Origin of the sequence: Mesotoga sp. H07pep.5.4 (genome assembly GCF_003664935.1) — a bacterium.
Lineage (GTDB): Bacteria > Thermotogota > Thermotogae > Petrotogales > Kosmotogaceae > Mesotoga > Mesotoga prima.
Window position 1 is genome coordinate 125,014 of the sequence record NZ_JFHM01000011.1, and the last position, 18,345, is coordinate 143,358.

Annotated in this window: 14 protein-coding genes and 2 tRNA genes; 8 read left to right on the forward strand and 8 right to left on the reverse strand. The window is 46.3% G+C overall.

Features of this window, described 5'->3' with window-relative positions; translation table 11 throughout:
• Nucleotides 1-24: 24 nt before the first annotated feature.
• Nucleotides 25-99, reverse strand: a tRNA-Arg gene (locus Y696_RS07635).
• A 190-nt stretch (nucleotides 100-289) separates the two neighbouring features.
• On the opposite strand from Y696_RS07635, the gene Y696_RS07640 reads away from it, so the two are divergent.
• Together Y696_RS07640 and Y696_RS07645 are read left to right on the forward strand one after the other, a co-directional pair.
• Entirely contained in the window at nucleotides 290-1,147 is an 858-nt protein-coding gene (locus Y696_RS07640; RefSeq protein WP_121510154.1) for a pseudouridine-5'-phosphate glycosidase, read from the forward strand.
• Nucleotides 1,147-2,586, forward strand: coding sequence for an amidohydrolase (locus Y696_RS07645; RefSeq protein WP_121510155.1), 1,440 nt, complete (start codon nucleotides 1,147-1,149; stop codon nucleotides 2,584-2,586). Before Y696_RS07640 ends, Y696_RS07645 begins: the two co-directional genes overlap by 1 nt.
• Nucleotides 2,587-2,735: 149 nt before the next feature.
• Here Y696_RS07645 and Y696_RS07650 read toward each other — a convergent pair.
• Nucleotides 2,736-2,813 (reverse strand) — tRNA-Ile (locus Y696_RS07650).
• 62 nt (nucleotides 2,814-2,875) lie between these two features.
• On the opposite strand from Y696_RS07650, the gene Y696_RS14030 reads away from it, so the two are divergent.
• The gene (locus tag Y696_RS14030) at nucleotides 2,876-3,049 is read left to right on the forward strand and encodes a hypothetical protein (protein WP_006487012.1); all 174 of its coding nucleotides are present in this window, start codon (nucleotides 2,876-2,878) and stop codon (nucleotides 3,047-3,049) included.
• Between the two features lie 21 nt (nucleotides 3,050-3,070).
• Here Y696_RS14030 and mnmG read toward each other — a convergent pair whose 3' ends face one another.
• A complete protein-coding gene (gene mnmG, locus Y696_RS07655) occupies nucleotides 3,071-4,957 on the reverse strand; it encodes a tRNA uridine-5-carboxymethylaminomethyl(34) synthesis enzyme MnmG (RefSeq protein ID WP_099771436.1) in 1,887 nt (628 codons plus the stop codon).
• A 48-nt stretch (nucleotides 4,958-5,005) separates the two neighbouring features.
• Between mnmG and Y696_RS07660 the strand changes: the two genes are divergently transcribed.
• The 5 genes from Y696_RS07660 (at nucleotide 5,006) to Y696_RS07680 (ending at nucleotide 13,866) form a co-directional block, all read left to right on the forward strand.
• Nucleotides 5,006-6,400 (forward strand): pyruvate carboxylase subunit B, encoded by a 1,395-nt coding sequence (locus Y696_RS07660; protein WP_121510156.1) that lies wholly within the window; start codon nucleotides 5,006-5,008, stop codon nucleotides 6,398-6,400.
• A gap of 202 nt (nucleotides 6,401-6,602) precedes the next feature.
• Nucleotides 6,603-7,793, forward strand: coding sequence for a maltose ABC transporter substrate-binding protein (locus tag Y696_RS07665; protein WP_121510157.1), 1,191 nt, complete (start codon nucleotides 6,603-6,605; stop codon nucleotides 7,791-7,793).
• A 93-nt stretch (nucleotides 7,794-7,886) separates the two neighbouring features.
• The gene (locus tag Y696_RS07670) at nucleotides 7,887-9,629 is read left to right on the forward strand and encodes an ABC transporter permease subunit (RefSeq protein WP_121510158.1); all 1,743 of its coding nucleotides are present in this window, start codon (nucleotides 7,887-7,889) and stop codon (nucleotides 9,627-9,629) included.
• Complete coding sequence (locus tag Y696_RS07675) at nucleotides 9,629-12,400, forward strand: ABC transporter permease subunit (protein ID WP_121510159.1); 2,772 nt, start codon at nucleotides 9,629-9,631, stop codon at nucleotides 12,398-12,400. The genes Y696_RS07670 and Y696_RS07675 overlap by 1 nt, the downstream gene beginning before the upstream one ends.
• A 281-nt stretch (nucleotides 12,401-12,681) precedes the next feature.
• Nucleotides 12,682-13,866, forward strand: a complete 1,185-nt coding sequence (locus Y696_RS07680) for an alkaline phosphatase family protein (protein WP_099771441.1) — start codon at nucleotides 12,682-12,684, stop codon at nucleotides 13,864-13,866.
• Here Y696_RS07680 and tsaB read toward each other — a convergent pair.
• The 5 genes from tsaB to hrcA are packed head-to-tail and all read right to left on the reverse strand — an operon-like array spanning nucleotide 13,863 to nucleotide 18,272.
• Nucleotides 13,863-14,522: a tRNA (adenosine(37)-N6)-threonylcarbamoyltransferase complex dimerization subunit type 1 TsaB gene (tsaB, locus tag Y696_RS07685; protein WP_099771442.1), complete on the reverse strand. Its 660-nt coding sequence runs from the start codon at nucleotides 14,520-14,522 to the stop codon at nucleotides 13,863-13,865. The genes Y696_RS07680 and tsaB overlap by 4 nt on opposite strands.
• A gap of 8 nt (nucleotides 14,523-14,530) precedes the next feature.
• Nucleotides 14,531-15,388 carry a YitT family protein gene (locus tag Y696_RS07690; protein ID WP_099771443.1) on the reverse strand — a complete coding sequence of 286 codons (858 nt, stop codon included), beginning with the start codon at nucleotides 15,386-15,388 and terminating at the stop codon, nucleotides 14,531-14,533.
• A 1-nt stretch (nucleotide 15,389) separates the two neighbouring features.
• A complete protein-coding gene (dnaJ, locus tag Y696_RS07695) occupies nucleotides 15,390-16,517 on the reverse strand; it encodes a molecular chaperone DnaJ (RefSeq protein WP_099771444.1) in 1,128 nt (375 codons plus the stop codon).
• Between the two features lie 24 nt (nucleotides 16,518-16,541).
• The gene (locus Y696_RS07700; protein ID WP_121510160.1) at nucleotides 16,542-17,216 is read right to left on the reverse strand and encodes a nucleotide exchange factor GrpE; all 675 of its coding nucleotides are present in this window, start codon (nucleotides 17,214-17,216) and stop codon (nucleotides 16,542-16,544) included.
• 12 nt (nucleotides 17,217-17,228) lie between these two features.
• Nucleotides 17,229-18,272, reverse strand: a complete 1,044-nt coding sequence (hrcA, locus tag Y696_RS07705) for a heat-inducible transcriptional repressor HrcA (protein WP_121510161.1) — start codon at nucleotides 18,270-18,272, stop codon at nucleotides 17,229-17,231.
• Nucleotides 18,273-18,345: the final 73 nt, after the last annotated feature.

An 18,345-nucleotide genomic window follows, 5' to 3' on the forward strand; every position in this document is an offset into this window, starting at 1 on the left:
AAAAGGCGAGGATATCCTCGCTTCTGGTACCCCCAGAAGGAATCGAACCTTCATCTGCGGATTAGGAATCCACCGTTCTATCCGTTGAACTATAGGGGCTCAACGTGGAAATTATAGCATTACGCTCCATCCTTTTCAATTGCGTTCTGATAAAATTGATTCAAACGGGACGCGTGAAAGCTTTTTTGGAAGTCAGCTTCAATTGACCAGCCCAATCCAGGGATCTTGAAGTAATGAGGTTGAAAACAAAGGGCCTTCCGATGCCTAAATGTCTGAGAGGTGAATGAAGTTGAACAATGTTGTTGCTCTCGAATCAACCGTGATAGCCCACGGTCTTCCAAGGGGTGTCAATTTCGAGACTGCTCTAAGCATGGAGAGGGCAGTCAGAAAAAATGGCGGTGAACCGAAGACTGTTGGAATTCTCAACGGAGAAATAATCGTTGGTCTTCGGGAAGAGCAGATAATACGGCTGGGAACGGCTCCGGATGTTTTGAAGGTCGGAACGGCTGAAATTCCCTACGCCACAGCGATGAAGAGAGATGCAGCGACCACGGTAAGTGCCACGATGGCAATCGCAAAGAGAGACGGTATTTCGGTCTTCGCTACTGGAGGCATTGGTGGAGTTCATCGTGGTAAAGACTGGGATGTTTCTCAAGACATTATCGAGCTTTCCCGAACCAGTATGATCGTTGTATCGGCTGGTGTAAAGAGCATCCTCGATGTCCCTAAGACTCTTGAGTTTCTCGAGACTTTTGGTGTCACTCTGGTCGGTTACAAAACGGACTCATTCCCACTATTCCATTGCTCCAGAAGTCCCTATAGAATCAACCTTACAATAAATTCACCGGAAGAGGCTCTGCTGATTCTAAAAGAGAAAGAGAGACTGGGGATCGATGGTGCGGTGCTTGTAGCGAACCCTATCCCAGAAACCGATTCGATGGATTACGACGACCTTTCCAGGTTAATAGAGACTGCTCTGTCATCTGCCGAAGCTAAGGGGGTATCCGGTAAGGCTCTGACACCGTTTCTCTTAAGCACTATCGCTGAGTTATCAAATGGCAAGACTCTCGACGCGAACATCTCTCTTTTGATAAACAATGCGGCCCTCGCCGGTCGAATTGCTGGGAGCTCGGGAGCCAAACTATAATGGCATATTCACTTAAGGGAGGCAGAGTCTACTCGGTACCCGATGGAAGATACGTCACCCGAGATCTCTACATTAGCGAAGGCCTAATTTCTGAAGTAGAGGCAAAAGATGCGGTAGAAATAGATGTAAGCGGTAAATTCGTCTACCCGGGTTTTGTGGACTCTCACGCTCATCTAATCGGAACTGGAAGAAAGGAGCTTGAAGTCAATCTCGAAAACTGTGACTCGGTAGAAAAGCTTGCAACGGCTCTGAGTGTTGAACGCGATATCGTTCGAGCCCGGGGCTGGGACCAGGAGGTTCTTGGCTTCATGCCCGTAAGAAAGATACTGGACTCAATCATATCTAGACCAGTAATAATTACAAGAAGGTGCGGTCATATCGCCTCTGTGAATTCGGCTTTCATAAAGCTCTTTAGTCTCGAACGACTTCATGGACTGGACGGAACGGACATTGATCTCGGGATCCTTAAAGAGAGAGCACTTGATGAGGTCGAAAGAAACATATTGCTAACTTCTGGAGAAGTAGAGGCTGCAATCGAAGCCGGAGCAAAGGCCTTCTTGAAATACGGCGTGACCTCAGTGCACAGCGATGACTACCACGGGATAGAATACGAACTCCTGATGCAAAGACTCTCAGGCATTGTCGATCTAAGAGTTTACGAGAAATTCTGTGTATCGCGAGACGAAGACATCGAAATGATACTACTCGGCCGACAGTTCGAAAACGAATTCTTTCAATTGAATGCGGCAAAACTCTATCTCGACGGTTCGCTTGGAGCGAGAACGGCGGCTATGATTGAACCGTACTATGATTCTCCCGGGGAAAGAGGCGTTCTTTATAAGAAGGCTGAAGAGATTAGACCGATTGTGAAAAGGGCAGACGGAGAAGGGATTCAGGTTTGTGTTCACGTAATCGGCGATCGTGCCCTCGAAGAAGCACTGAAGGCCTTCGAAGGATCGAAGAGCGAAACGCTTAGGCACAGATTGATTCACGTTCAGATCGCCTCTGAAGAGCAAATCCGAAGGATGGTAGAAGAGAAGCTCACTGCATCTATTCAGCCAGTCTTCGTTGATTCCGACAGGTTGATAGCTCCGGAAAGATTCGGCCCTTCTCGTATGGAGAACGCATATCCATTTGGAAAGATGAGAGATATGGGTGTCCTTCTAGCATTGTCAACGGATTCTCCCGTTGAGAGTACGTCAGTGATTAGAAATCTGAACTCTGCAGACAGATACTTTTCGAGAAGGGAAAGCATAGAAATGTACACTTCGAACGGGCATCTTCTGGCCAATAGTTGCAGAGGCTGCTCACTTGAACCGGGTTACCCGGCAGATCTCTTTGTGATCGATGCTGACTTATTGAAGGCCAATGAAGACAGGCTTTCGGATATGACATTCGTTGGAGGAAGATTGGTCTTTTCATTAAGTGAAATCGGCTGACAAACAAAAACCTATATTGTACATAAATGCTGCCTAAACTTTCTTTACGTTTCATGTCCTGAATGTTAAACATAGGCAAACTCTCTTGAAGAATACCAACAAAACTGCTAGAATTAATAAAGAAAAAGGCGGCGTAAAGCCGCCACATCTGGTGGGCTCGGGTGGAGTCGAACCACCGACCGCCCGGTTATGAGCCGGAAGCTCTAACCAAACTGAGCTACGAGCCCAGACACAGATTTGATTATAATATTCCTCGTGGCTTGTGTCAAGAGGTTTAGGAGATGGTTTAATGCTAAACAGCAGTTCTGTGGGTCTTCGGATATCTACTGATCCGGTTCAGGAAATGACTGTGAAGTATCCTCGAGTTCTTGTAATAAAGGCCGCATTTTGCCTTCTGAAAGACGGAAAGTCTATTGAACATAGAGATCTGGAGAAAACGTTACAGACCTTGCTATCGGGATAAGCACCGGACATCGTTCGGTGCTCATTTTTCCCCCTCATGTTTGAGATGAAATGAAAGATTCATTATGTCGGAGGGTGTGAGGCCGGGTATTCTCATAGCTTGGCCAATAGATGAAGGTTTGGTCTTCTTCAGCTTTTCTCTTGCTTCGGTTGACAAATTTGATACGTCATCATAGTCCATAGTCGAGGGAATTAAATCCTCCTCGACCTCTTCGAGTCGCTTAACTTCTGCCTTAAGTCGGTCGATGTAGCCGCTGTACTTGACTTCTATTTCAACTTGTCCGATAACATCGTCATCCAATATTGGTTCTGGATCAAACATGGAGATATCCCTGTAACCAATGCCGGCCCTCTTCAGCAGCGAAGAAAACTTCACAGGCGAATCGATTTTTGAACTGCCCTTACGGATGAGCAGCTCGTTCAAGCCCTCCGAAGGTCTGACATTGATCTTCTGGAGCCTTATCAACTGAGTCTTTATTTCTCTGGTCAGACTGTCTACTCTTTCCTTAAACCAGGCAGGCACCAGCCCATATCTATAACCGTACTCGGCAAGCCTAATATGAGCGTTATCGTGCCTGAGAAGTAATCTATACTCTGCCCTGGAAGTCAGCAATCTATATGGTTCATCGACACCTTTTGTCACAAGGTCATCAATCATCACTCCAATATAGGCCTCGGATCGGCTGAGCACAAGCTGCTTCTCTCCCAATAGTTTCGCCGAGGCATTTATTCCTGCGATAAGTCCCTGACCGGCCGCCTCTTCATAACCGCTCGTTCCATTAACCTGGCCGGCAAAGTAAAGATTCTCGACTACTTTACTCTCCAGGGTTGAGTAAAGTTGAGTGGGGTTAATGTAGTCGTATTCAATTGCATAAGCCGGTCGTACTATTTCTGCTCTGCTTAGTCCTGGAATTGTTCTTATCATTTCGAGCTGGGTCTCGTAAGGTAAGCTCGTTGAAAGACCATTCAAATAGTACTCGTTGCTGTAAGCGCTCTCCGGTTCGACGAAAAGTTGATGGCTGTCTTTGGAGGAAAACTTGATTACCTTGTCCTCGATTGATGGACAGTAACGTGGACCTCTCGAATCGATGAGTTTTAAGTCTCCATACAACGGAGAAAAATGCAGATCTCTCTTTATAATGTCATGGGTCTCTTTGTTCGTTCTCGTAAGCCAGCAAGGGTGATCGTCTTCCAGCACGTACGGTTCTGAGAAATGTGAGAAACAAAGCGGAGTTTCGGAGGTTCCCTGACGCTCCATCTCAGCAAAGTCGATGGACCTTCCGGCAATTCTTGCCGGTGTGCCGGTTTTGAAACGCCTTACTTCAAAACCGATGGACCGCAATGAGCCGGTCAACTCTGTAGACGGAAACTCTCCAAGTCTGCCGGCTGGAAATTCATGAGGCCCGATAAATATCTTTCCACCAAGAAAAGTGCCGGAAGCCACAATTACTGAGCGAGCAGAGTATCTGAGGCCAAAATTGGTGATGACACCTTTTACGCTCCCCTTTTCAGTTTCTATAGCCTTTACTATTCCGCTCTGTATGAAGAGATTCTCCTGCATTTCCATGCTTCTCTTCATTGTCTGGCTGTACCTAATCTTGTCGACCTGAGCTCTCAACGCCCTAACCGCTGCACCTTTACTGGTGTTCAGAATTCTTATATTTAGTGATGCCTGATCGGTCGACTTTGCTATCTCGCCTCCCAGAACATCTATCTCTCTTACAACTATCCCCTTTGCAGGACCACCCATTGCGGGATTGCATGGCGTCCATCCAACCGTATCAAGGTTGATATTTAGAATAAGAGTTTTCATACCCATTCTGGCTCCGGCAAGAGCCGCTTCAATACCTGCATGGCCGGCGCCTATAACAATTATGTCGAATTCGTAATCTCTTTTATTTGATCGCATAACATCACTCCTCTATCATAGTATAGTACACAGAGAGGAGGCATGAAATTGCGAAAAGTCTGTTTCGTTGATACTACGATGAGAGACGCACACCAGTCACTTCTTGCTACGAGGCTTACTACCGGCGAATTGGCGGAGATAGCTCCTCTTGTTGATCGGGTTGGCTACCACGCAGTTGAGGTGTGGGGCGGGGCTACCTTCGATTCATGTGTCCGATACTTAAACGAGGATCCATGGGAAAGACTTGATATATTGAAGGAAAGATTCAAGGAAACGAAGCTCCAGATGCTATTGAGGGGCCAGAACCTCCTGGGTTACAGAAACTATGCCGATGATGTTGTGGAATTGTTTGTGAGAACCATGGCAAAACACGGAATCGATATAGTGAGAATCTTCGATGCCCTTAATGACTTCCGAAACCTGGAGAAGGCGGCAAAGGCCGTCAAGGAAAGCGGGATGCACCTTCAGATAGCCATGTCTTATACAACAAGCCCAGTTCATAATGTCGAATACTTCGTAGAGATTTCCGACAAAGCGGTAGAACTTGGCGCAGACTCACTCTGTATAAAAGACATGGCCGGCCTCTTGAAACCCGGAACCGCATGGACTCTCGTAAGCGAGATCAAGAAAAGGCACTCCATTCCGCTGGAAGTTCATTCTCACTTCACTACTGGCATTGCCGGTATGACCTATTTGAAGAGCGCCGAAGCCGGCGCAGACATTCTCGATACGGCAACCTCTTCAATGGGCTTTGGAACTTCACAGCCCGGGGTGGAGAGTGTCTGGACGGCGTTGCACGACTTGGGACTTGCAGACAAGCCGGATTACGTACTGCTAAAAGAGATAAACGATTATTTTGTTCGCGTTCGTAAGAACCATAGCGAAACCGATGCCGGTTTCACTATAAACACATCCGTTCTTGAAAATCAAATACCCGGGGGCATGTACTCCAATCTGATCAACCAGCTTAAGGCACAAAATATGAGTGACAGATTCGAGGAGGTACTCGAAGAGGTGCCCAGAGTGCGCGCCGATTTGGGTTATCCGCCCCTGGTTACACCAACCTCTCAAATAGTAGGTGTTCAGGCCGTTCTTAATGTCATGAACAATGAAAGATACAAGACTATAACCAAGGAAGTTGAAAGATACATCAAAGGCTTCTACGGTTCGCCGCCCGCGGAGATCGAAAGCACGTTGAAGACTCGGGTGATGGGTGACGAGAAATCGATTTCGCATAGACCGGGCGACACTCTAGAGCCAGAAGTCGAGAAGGGCAGGAATGAACTAGGTCTCTTGGCCAATAGAGATGAAGATCTGCTTATCTATTTGCTGCTTGGGGAAGTCGGGAAGAGGTTTTTGACTCAAAGATACAATGACTCTCTGAGAGTCGACTTCGATGTCGCTAAGAATTTCAAAGAGGGAATAACAGTATATCCAGTTTAATTCGTAGTATTAACAATTTTTACCTGGAAAGAAGCACCATCATCATCGATTAGGGAAGATCAGGAACGGATGGACGCCTTCACGGAGAATGAAGGCGTCTTCTATCTGTGGTAGACACAGTAACACATCTTAAAATAAACGGAACTTTCTGATACAATTTATTCAGGCAGTACACCTATTCTATCAAAGGAGGGTTTTGAAGATGAAAAAGCTTACAGCTGTTCTTTTTATGCTATTCGTGCTCTTGTCTTTTGCAGGGGCACAGCTTGTTATTTGGTCCTCAGAAAACCAGATCCCGGCACTTGAGAAACTGGCGGCTGATTTCGAAAGCGACTATGGTATTCAGGTGGAAATTCAACAAGTGAACTTCGGGGATATAAAGCCTAAGTTCCTAACCGCTGCTCCCGCAGGCGAGGGACCAGACATAATCGTTGGAGCCCACGACTGGGTTGGAGAGCTCGCAATCAACGGCCTTATTGAACCGATCCCATTCCTTCCAGACTCGGATCAATATTACGAAGTTGCTCTCGATGCCTTCAGCTACGGGGGTAAGCTATACGGTGTTCCCTACACCATTGAAGCGATCGCGATAATTTACAACAAGGACCTGGTATTTGAAGAACCAAAGACAATATCTGAGCTCGAGGAGTTGGCGCTCGAAGCATCAGACGATGAAGTCGTAGGTCTGATTTATACCGCTGGCGACTTCTATCACTCTGCTCCTTTCATACTGGGCAGAGGAGGCTACATTTTCAAGGAAACGGCAGATGGTCTTGACGTAACCGATATAGGACTGAATAACGAAGGCGCAATTGCCGGTGGAAAGTTGATAAAATCATGGTTTGACAAGGGCCTCATTCCCGCAGGACCGAACTACAATCTGATGGACTCGCTTTTCAAAGATGGGCTCGCTGCTTTTATAGTGAACGGTATTTGGGCCACTCCAAGCTATCGTGACGCAGGAATCGATTACGCGATTCTTCCGTTTAGCGAAATCACATTTGACGATGGAACCACTCCGAGGCCGTTCGTTGGAGTTCAGGGATTCATGATTAACGCCAAGTCCAAGAATAAGCTTGAAGCGACCGAGTTTGTGGTAAACTACATAGGTAGCTTCGAAGGCCAGTATAGTATGTTCCTGGGAGAGAGAAGAGGAACGGCCAGAGCGGACGTCTTTTCCTTCATTGAAGCAAATGCTGGGCCAGAGCTCTATGATGTCCTCCAGTTCTCGAAGAGTGCTTCCGTTGGTACCCCAATGCCTAATGTTCCCGAAATGGCGAGCGTTTGGGGAGCGATGGCTGATGCACTTGGCCTAGTCATCAACGGTCAAGACACCGTTGAAAACGCTTTCAATTCGGCGGTTGAAAAGATAAAGACCAGCATCGGAAATTAGTTGCTATATTTGATTTATCCACATCTCTAAATTTTGTTAGGCTGAGCGCGGGTACTTCCCGCGCTCTAGTTCTAATTGCCCGGAGGGATTACCTTGAGTAGAAAACGATTTGTAATCTTTCTCTTTTTTTTAGCCATTCTTGCAATATTCAACGCCTTTTCCTTATGGAGCGTGTATCTGCTTTTTGCAGACGGGAATTTCGGCCTTATGGTTACGATGATTGTGCTAACCTTGTTGATCGATATTATTGCACTGAATCCAAAGGGGTATCCTTACAGGTACATGATTCCCGCGATGATCCTGCTGTTCATTCTTACGCTTTACCCAATGTATTACACGTTCAGAACTGCCTTCACAAACTACGGTACCGGCCATTTATTCACTAGGCAGCAGTCTATACAGAAGCTTCTCAGTGACTACTTCTACATTTCTGAAAGCCCCGAGGAGTTCGAGTTTTCAATCTTCATTGAGCTTGATGACTACAAGCCGACTGATAGGTTCATTACTCTTCTGAAGTCCAAAGAAACCGGTGCTCTATATGCAGCGCCCCGTCCTCAGCCAGTAACGAAAGATGCCGAAGGAAATATCACACTTGCAACTGCCAAGATGGTCCAGGTATCGGCCGACAGTTTTTCCACGGGCGGAATCAGTTACACACTCTCTCGATCACCAGACGACAAGATTCTTGCAATCAGGGCAACCTCCGGTGAACGGTTTATCTATTTCTACTCTCCTCAGGATGACTCGACGAGACCGAATGCACCCTTTTATTTCAGTGAGATAAGAGGCATTTGGCTTCGGAATGCCGAGTTTACTGACAGCGAAGGAAATCAAGTGAGGCTGTTCCCAAACTCACTTTACACAACCTTTGCCACAACCGAGAGGAAGTATGCGTTGAGAACGGAAACTACCTTCGATGTGGGAAGGGCCGTACAGGAGACGGTAGTTTACAACCGTCAGACAAACAGGACTCTCGTGGAAGAGGGCGGCTTCTTCTACGATATCGACGAGAACGGAAATGAGTTCGCCGTAGAGGGTTACATATCGGATGTCGGTTTCTGGAATTTTGTGAGAATGTTCAGGGATCCCAAGATCAGCGGACCTTTCTTCCAAGTATTCGGCTGGACGTTTACCTGGGCTGGTCTTAGCGTTCTTTTTTCCTTCACTATTGGATTGGCTCTTGCCATCACGCTCAATGACAAGAGACTTAGGGGAAAGAAGATATATCGAACTCTGCTCATTATTCCATGGGCGGTTCCCGCATTCATATCTGCTCTAGTCTGGCGAAATGGTTTCTTCAACGAGACCTATGGTGTATTGAACCGATTCATTGTCCAGGGACTCTTCGGCCTTGAACCAATAAAGTGGTTGAACGATGCCTTCTGGGCAAAGGTTTCTGTCCTGCTTGTCAATACATGGCTTGGATTTCCCTACATGATGACCGTCAGTCTGGGGGCTCTTCAAAGCATACCGGAAGAGTTCTATGAGGCCTCTTCAATAGATGGAGCCACGAAATTTCAGAGATTCAGAAAGATCACTTTTCCTCTTCTGATGGTTACCGTTGCTCCTTTACTCGTCGGAAGCTTCGCGTTCAACTTCAACAACTTCACCGGCATCTATCTAGTAACCCAGGGTGGGCCTGCAATCGTGGGAGCTTCAACGCCGGCGGGGGCTACGGATATTCTGATTTCGTATACGTTCAAACTCGCGTTTGAGGGGAGAGGCCAAGACTTCGGTTTCGCGAGCGCCATATCGATACTAATATTCATCATCGTCGCAGGTTTCAGCTGGATAAACTTCAAACTTTCCGGCTCCTTTGAAGAGGTGAGTAGATAATGGCCGTTGAGAGAAGAAAATACTGGATCAGACACTTAATTCTTATTGTCGTTGTTGTTGTAGTTCTTTTCCCGATGGTCTGGCTTGTGAGCACATCTGTTAGGAGAGATCAGGCAGCCTTTTCATCTAATCTTTTTTCAAGCAGGATTACCTTTCAGCACTACAGAAATCTTCTTTTTCCAGAGAGGAGTGTAGGAAGACTGATTCTTGATCTGCAAAGCGCCACATATGCCACTGGTGAATACAGAGGAAGAAGTCAGGAGGACCTCAAGAAGACTGTAGAGAGGTATCTTGTTAAGTTTGAGGAGCTCATGAATGAAAGCGAAGAGATGGTCGCTTCCATCGAGAACGGAACCTCAGCCATAGAAAAAGAGCTGAAAGAAAAAGAGAGTTTGATCATTCGTGAGATGAACGAGGTGAGACTGCGTGATAAAGCGCTGTTTGAAGAGAGATTGCTGGAGATAGGTGAACTAAGCGAAGTGAAGATGGCCTACGCCGTCGGCGAACTCCTCGAGACAACTGCCCCTTCGCTCGAAGGAGTTTATCCCTTCTACATCGATTTGTTAGGTGAAAGAGCGGATCCCATAGTGAAATCTTTGGAGACGTACAGGAAGCTATACGAAGATGTCTTTCTCTATAGGGACGAGACGCTCGACGCAATAAAAGAACTGGAGTTCGAGAATAAAGACGAAGTTGTCAGATCTCTTGAGTCGATAGAGAATTACATATCACTCTCTTCAATCGATTACTCGGAATGGCGAAGAGTAGAGTGGCTCAGGGTAATTAACAGATATTTGCGAGATGTGGAATCAACGATGCCCCAGGCAGAGCAGGATGCGCTGAACGGAGTAAGAACGAAGCTCTACGACTCCTTCAGGGCGGCAGGAGATGCCTGGAAAGAAGTCGAAGCTGCAGCCGAAAAAGTCTCCCAAGACCTGTCTTTGATCGCTGAAGAGGCTTTTGGTCCAGAGTATCATGAGTATGCTTCCGCGACCGAGGAACTTGGCGTAGTAGAAGCAGATGAAGAAGCGGTACAAAAGGCACTGGCAACTTATGAATCTGCATTGGCGGAGCTGGAAGATTCGTTTGAGGTCGCGCTTCCCACAATACTTTCCGAAAAGAGAAAGCTTTCGGCCTTGATTCCCCCTTTGCAGATTGTGATCTCAAAAGGAGTCGAAGAGTTCACGGCTGTTTCAGAAGCTAGGCTTAAGAGTTCACTGGATGAGGTCGACTCAGCAAGAAAGACTATCGGTCTTCTCCAACAGCAGCTCGCGGAGATGCAGAATGTTCAGGAGCTGTCTTCTAGTCTTTCAGAGCTTTTTGGAGAAATGGCCTGGTTTTCCGATAACAAAGAGGCCCTTGCCAATGCCTCGGGAAACTCTGAGGTGTCAAAGGGGATCGATGTAATAAACATCGCTATTTCAAATCTTTCCAGGATTCTTCCAGTTCTCGAGACAAGCATTTCTGAGTACGTCGAAGTTTCGGAAAACACGACCTCTTTGAGGGAAGAACTGAAATCTCTTGAGGAGAGGGGTGAAATACTCAGCAGCAGAATTGCTGAGCTTAAAGAAGAGGCCGATAGAGCACAGACTGAATACTTGATGGCACTTGAATCCATAAGAATAAAATCTACCCTGGCTCTGATTGAAGAAGAAATTGCCTCTCTTGAAGATGGAAGGGCTTATGTCTCAAAGACGACGGATATTCTCGATACGTACTTTGGGATAAGGGCTTCGAATCGTTATAGAACACTTGGTTGGTACGATGACTTCGACAGGGCGAACAGAGAAGCGCGGGATGGAACGGCTTTGTTGAACCAGTTAATTTCAACCATGAGAGATATGAAAGAAGAACTGAGTTCAAAGGTGAACTATTATATCGACCTTAGATTTTTAGGTACGACTGTGACGCTAGACGACTTCGGAACGATGCAGGAAACCTATAATTCGCTCTTTCAGCAGGTCAATGCGAGGTACCAACGTGCTTCCAGGCTAATATCAGACTTGATAGAGAAACCAGCCTCTTACTCGGCATCTTACGATGGAGAATTGAGGGAGATCGACAAAGCCCTTTTCAGGGCCAATCAGATATGGGTCCAGAAGGAGAGCACCTACTTCTATTTCGTGAGGTGGCTTCTGAATTCGGTGATTGTTGCCCTTTCCGTTTCTTTGATAAGTGTCGCCGTTGCCGCTCTCGCGGCCTATCCTTTCAGCAGGATGAGGTTCCGTGGGAGGAAACAGGGCCTTCTAGGGTTGCTCTTGATTCAGATGTTCCCGACGATAATGTTCATGGTCGCACTTTACGCTCTTCTTCAGTTCATTGGGAGCTTGATTCCATTTCTGGGGCTCAACACGCTTGGCGGCCTGATCTTCGCGTATTCCGGTGGGATAGCTTTCAATATCTGGCTTATCAAAGGTTACTACGATACCATCTCGAATTCTCTGGAAGAGGCTGCCATGATAGATGGAGCAACGAAGTTCCAGGCCTTCACAAAGGTAATCCTGCCCCTTGCAAGACCAATTCTTGCTGTAGTTGCAATACTTACATTCATGAATATCTTCAACGAGTATCTGATCGCCAGAATACTACTGCAGGATATGAATAAGTGGACATACGCAGTTGGTCTCTGGCAGTTTTCTGGAAGATTCGAAACAAGCTGGGGTCCATTTACGGCTGCTGCGCTGATTGGCGCGGTTCCCATGGTAATTTTCTTCCTCGTTCTTCAGGATTACATCGTAGGTGGTCTTACTCAGGGCGGAGTTAAGGAGTAAAGACTGCTTTTTCGATTGTTATTTCATAGATTTCTCAAGGCTATCGCTCTTTCGGAGCCCATCCGCTTTATCGAGCGGGGTGGGCTCTTTTGAGAATGAGTCTTTTCGAAAGTTTGTTCAAAGAGGTTTTCGTTTTTTTGTTCGTTGAACAAGTGGTCGTATATAATTTCATTGAGCCAACATTGATGAACAGAATTGACGAATTGTGATGGTTGATAAGGAGTAGGGAGTAGAGATCGCTCCGTACCGGAGTTGTCTACCCTTGATAGAAAGGAGTTTCAATGGAGCTGAACTTTCCTCGATACGACGGGAGCTCGATAGTCAATTTCTCAGCCGCAATTCTGGAACATTTTGACGCCGACATTCCTCAGGGCGTCAATACATACTCTTTGAAGGATAATGGGCTCAGCCTTGAGGGAATAGACAAAGTAGTAGTCTTTATTATTGATGCGGTGGGATACTACAATCTAATTAAGGTACTGGAGAAGAAAAGCTTCAAATATTTCAACCAGAAAGATATCCGAATTTTAACCTCCGTCTTTCCTTCCACAACTGCCACTGCACTTACATCGATATTCACTGCAACACCACCCGGAGAACACGGAGTACTTGGCTATCTTCTGAATGTCCCTGAGTACGGTGGACTGGTCAACATGATTGAGCTAGCCCCGTACACCCAAGACCGAGATAACCTGACCAGACTTGGATTCGATCCCCTGAAGTACAATCCCAACCCCACGATCTTCGAATTGCTCAAAGAAGTCGGAGTAAGAGGTTATCATCTCACTTCGAAAAGCTTTGTCAACACAGGTCTCACAAGGATGCATTCACGGGGCGGCATAGCACGGGGTGTCCACGGCCTCGGCGATATGTTTGAGGAACTGAGAACGGTTCTTCTCTCGGAAGAGATTGCCAGCGTTACACTGGTCTACTGGGGATTAATAGATACTTACGGCCACAGGTACGGACCGAATTCCCTATCTTACACATCTGAAACTGCCACTGTTATTTCAGCAATAGAAGAGTTTTTCGAAGACATAGCCGAACGCAATACGGCTTTCTTCATTACCGCTGATCACGGCCAAATAGAGACTCCCTGGGAACAAGAAATATGGTGGTCGAAATTCGATGATCTCTTCGAAGAGATGTACTCAATGCCCGGTGGCGAGCAAAGGATGTCATATATCTACTCATATGACGGTGAGAAAACGAAAAGGAAAATGGAGCGGCAGTTTGGTGATGCACTTGAGATTATTGAACCGTCGGGACTCGATGAGATAAAGCTCTTTGGAAAACCTCTCAACAGTGTCTTCAGAAAGAGGAGAGGTGAATTGATAACGGTTTCCAAGGGGAACTCTTCTCTATGCTTCAAGTATACTGGGCAGGAACACTCTCTCAAGGGAAGGCATGGGGGTTTAGCGAAGGAGGAGATGTACGTCCCGCTGATCCTCCTGAGAAAACCCTAAGACTCTTTCTCGTTACTTCGCTTCTCCCAGTTGATTTCGGCTATTGATTTCTGCAGATATATCGGCGCAAGATCCGAACAGCTAACTTGATTACCCGAAGCATACGTGTCCAGAACTATCTCCCTCATTGAAGAGGGATCGTAATTCTTCACCAGGCTACATCTGAAGTCTTCAAATGCCGGATCGATCTCGCCGTCAAAGAAAAGCTCCATAGTCGGCAGCTCGATCTTCGATTTGAGCATCCCTGTATTGCTGAATCTAGTCTCACCGACAGGCAATCCTCTTTTGTACTCCCTCCAGTAGTAATGGTCTTCCCTTGCTTTTCTCAAGATCAGATATCTGTCACTATCAACTGTTTTGGCTAGCACATCCAAGGAATTGAATGGTACGGCTGGAATACCGTGGGGAAATGCGAGACCCTTTGCCGTCGAGATTCCCACCCTCAAACCTGTGAGAGAACCGGGGCCTATTCCAACTCCTATAAATTCCAGTTCAGACACATCGATCTTGAGATTTTCAATGGCTTGTCTGATTATTACGGCTAGCATAGAACCGTATCTATCAATGTCACGGCATCTGATATCCATCTCTGCCGCATTGCTGACGGCAGAAAGTAGAAGCGTTCTTGAAGATGTGTCAAAACAGATGTATTTCACAGCATGCCTCAACTGAGATCCTTGAAGCCTTCGCCGAAGACTTCTGAGTTATTCACCACTATCACAAAGGCCCGCCTGTCGGTAGTCTTGACAATGTGCCGCAACTGCCCGATTTCTCTTCGCCTTATCGAAACCATGAGAACCGGTCTATCTTCTCCTGAGAAACCTCCTGTAGCTTTGATCATTGTCGTTCCGCGTTCCATTTCGTTGATCACTTTCTCTTTAATCGCTTCACTTTCTTTGCTAATAACGAATGCCGTTCTAGTGTTTCCAATGCCTTCAATTATCCCGTCTATAGTCTTACTGGTTGTAAAGATGGTGATAATCCCGTACATGGCAGCTATCGGTCCGAAAACCACAACCGCTAGAAGTGTGATAAGTGAATCGCTTATCAGCAAACCGGTGCCGGTGCTGAACCCCAGGTACTTAGAGAGAATCATTGCAACAATGTCGGTACCGCCGGTAGAAGCACCGCGCCACAAGACTAGCCCCATTCCCGCCCCGGCGATTACCCCGCCGTAGATTGCTACGAGCAGAAATCCATCCTGAGTCGAAGAAGCATCAAACACGGGAAAACTCAGTTTCTGCAGCAGATCGACGGTCAATGACATCAGGACGGCCGAGTAGATCGACTTCATCCCAAAACCCACGCCCAGAGTGACAAAGGCCAGCAGAAAGAGAACGATGTTGTAAACAAACATCTGGGCTCCCACCCATAGGCCGAAAACTCTGTAAACTATTATTGCCAGGCCGCTCACCCCACCGGCAATAATGTTATTCGGGACCATAAAGGAAACTATAGACATGGCTGTCAGTATTGAACCGACGGTTATCAGGAAATAATCTATAAAGGTCTTCCTACTCACTTCACTCTACGACCCTCGAATTCTTTACTTTTGCAATCTGCTCAAGAAGTCTCTTCTCCTTGCTTGAAGGCTTGCTTATATTTACTCTGACCGTCACAAGAAGGTCACCTCGTCTTCCGCCAGACACGCTGGGAACACCGAGATTTTTCATCCTGAAGACGGTATTAGGACTCGTTCCCGCCGGGATTCTAAGTATCTCCGTTCCCCCTTCGGGAAGTGAAATCTCTAAAGTAGTTCCAAGTGCTGCCTCAACGTAATCTATCTCCTTGCTCACATAGAGGTCGTTTCCGCTTCGTCTAAACTCCGAAGGCATTTCAACCCTTACACTGACATATAGATCGCCATATGGACCGCCGTTCTGTCCAGCGTTCCCGTGACCACCGATTCTCAGAGTAGCCCCGTTCTCTACGCCTGCGGGAATCGTCACGCTTACCTGGTGCCTTTCTTTTTCATAACCTCTTCCGCCGCACACACTACAGCGCTTGTCGATTATTCTTCCAGAACCATTGCATGTGTTGCAGACATGGGTATTGCTGAACATTCCGAAGAAAGATCTATGTTCCTCTTTGACGTAACCGGTTCCGTTACAGGTTGGACAGGTTTTGAAACTTGTCCCGCCTTCAGCACCGGTTCCTTTGCAGCTTTGGCAGACCTTGTTTCTGTCGTATTCCAGTATTACCTTCTTTCCAAGAATCACATCTTTCAAATCGATCACAACGGAAGCATGAATGTCCTCTCCTCTTACAGCTCTTGGCCCTTGTGTTTTGGAGCTGCCTCCAGACCTGCTTCCTCCGAAAAACACATCGAACACATCCTGGAAATCACCAAAGACATCGTCGAAGCTTCCTCCGGTACTTCCCGGCGTTCTTCCCGAGCCTCGAGGATTTGCAGCGGCGTCACCAACATAGCCAAAGCGATCGAACATGGCCCTCTTTTCCTTGTCGGAGAGGACTTCGTAAGCCTCCTGTATTTCCTTGAATTTTGCTTCGGCATCCTTCTTGTTGCTACCTTTGTAGGCATCGGGATGCCACTCCTTGACAAGTCTCCTGTATGCCTTCCTTATGTCATCGTCAGAGGCATTCCTGGAGACTCCAAGAATCTCATAATAGTCTTTTCTAGATTGAGCCATCTACATCACCACCGAAGGCTCTCATTAAGATTCGGAAGAGTCGTTTACTGCAACAACCACTCTAGCAGGCTTGAGAACCTTGCCATTCAAATTGTATCCTCGTTCTATGACATTATATACGGCCATGTCCGGAACATCATTTGAAGAGATCGTTCCCTCTACTTCGTGAGAAAAGGGATCAAAGGGCTTGCCTACTTCAGGCATAATCACTGAAAGCCCCTCATCAAACATAAGCCGTTCAACTGACTTGTGGATTAGCTTTATACCGGAAATGAGACTCTTCTTCGAATTGTCGGGGGTTTCCAGCGCGCGGCTCAAATTGTCATAGATCTCTATCAGTCGAACAATAATCTTCTCTCTGTATCTCCTTATGCTTTCCTCCGATTCACGAACCAGAGCATTTCTGTAATTTATAAATTCCGCTCTGAGCCGTGCGTTTTCGTCCTTCAGGTTTTTGATCTCATCTCTCAGAGCTTTTGATTCGTCTATTTCAGATTTCTCAGATTTGTCAAGGACTTCATTATCCTCCATAACTTTTTCTCTCACTTCACTTCCCTCACCGACTTTTTCGCCAGTCCCTGCTCCAGCAATATTTTCAAGTTCATCAGATTCATGAAGTCTAGCAGCATTTCGTTCTTCTTTGACCACTTCTTCATTATCGATACTTTCCGGATTCTTCTTGTTCTTCTCATCTATCATTTTGCATTCCTCCTATCTATTCGAAAAAACTTCTGATAATCTATTGATCGAAAAGCTCAAGTATGCGTTTATTTTTTCATAGTAGGTCAACTTTGGTGAAATGACGAAGATATTTCCAATCTTTTCGTCTTTTCTTGAATAGGGAGAGACAAATAGAGCGAAATTCTTGAGTTCGTCTCTGCCCACTTCATCACCTATGAAGACCATGTTTTCGTCAACGTCACCGAAGGAGCTCAGTAGCATCTCAAGATTTTTCGGATTCTCCACGGATCTTACCAAACCCGATACATCGGACGAATCGAGGTGTTCATTTGCAATGATGAACTCAAGGCCGTATCTGTAGTACTTCTCTTCATTTTCCTTATCGAAAATGCTCTGCAAAAAACTTATAATATCCTGAAGTCTCTTATCGTGCCATTCGTCATATCTAAGTTCGACGTGCTTGATTCCATTTCTGATTTCACCAATGGTCTTTCCCACAACGGCCAGATTCACATACCTTTGGAAATTATCGATATCGAATTCGGCCGGGCCGACAAAAACTGTTGTATTGAGGCTTACACCAAGATCCGTGACTATCGAAACGTTGAGATAGCCCTTGGTAATCCTTGAAATCGAAACGCTGTTAACTACAAGTTTATCTAACTTAGGCTTTTCGATGACGACAAAGCCCGATACAGCTCGTGCAAGAATCCTCGTCATTCCCTGCAATAGATGCTCGATATCTCCGACAAAGCTGGTGCGCCTTATTGCAATAGCCACATTACTCTCCTGAAGGTCTTCAGTAATAGTCTTGACTGAATCAAGATAAAATCTGAACCCCTTATCTGTCAAAACTCTACCTGACGAAGTATGTGGCTGGTAGATATATCCAAGAAACTCCAGTTTTCGCATGTCATTTCTTACCGTAGCAGAACTAAACTTGAGATTAGAGTGCTCCAAAACCTGCTTAGAACTAACAGGTTTTCCAGAAGAGATGTATTCTCTTGAGATGCAGTAAAGCACTCTTATCTGCCTCGGGTTAAGTTCTGGACCACCCGTACGTCTTCTAGACACTTAGCACTCCCTCCTATAGACTGCTAATAAATGTTACCATATGCCGCCTCTGTTGTCAACTTCAGAGACCGAT

Excerpts from the sequence above, each read along its gene's own strand:
- mnmG (WP_099771436.1), bottom strand. The coding sequence starts at position 4,957 with ATGCGATCAAATAAAAGAGATTACGAATTCGACATAATTGTTATAGGC.
- Y696_RS07680 (WP_099771441.1), top strand. The coding sequence starts at position 12,682 with ATGGAGCTGAACTTTCCTCGATACGACGGGAGCTCGATAGTCAATTTC.
- Y696_RS07645 (WP_121510155.1), top strand. The coding sequence starts at position 1,147 with ATGGCATATTCACTTAAGGGAGGCAGAGTCTACTCGGTACCCGATGGA.
- Y696_RS07675 (WP_121510159.1), top strand. The coding sequence starts at position 9,629 with ATGGCCGTTGAGAGAAGAAAATACTGGATCAGACACTTAATTCTTATT.
- Y696_RS14030 (WP_006487012.1), top strand. The coding sequence starts at position 2,876 with ATGCTAAACAGCAGTTCTGTGGGTCTTCGGATATCTACTGATCCGGTT.
- dnaJ (WP_099771444.1), bottom strand. The coding sequence starts at position 16,517 with ATGGCTCAATCTAGAAAAGACTATTATGAGATTCTTGGAGTCTCCAGG.
- Y696_RS07665 (WP_121510157.1), top strand. The coding sequence starts at position 6,603 with ATGAAAAAGCTTACAGCTGTTCTTTTTATGCTATTCGTGCTCTTGTCT.
- Y696_RS07700 (WP_121510160.1), bottom strand. The coding sequence starts at position 17,216 with ATGATAGATGAGAAGAACAAGAAGAATCCGGAAAGTATCGATAATGAA.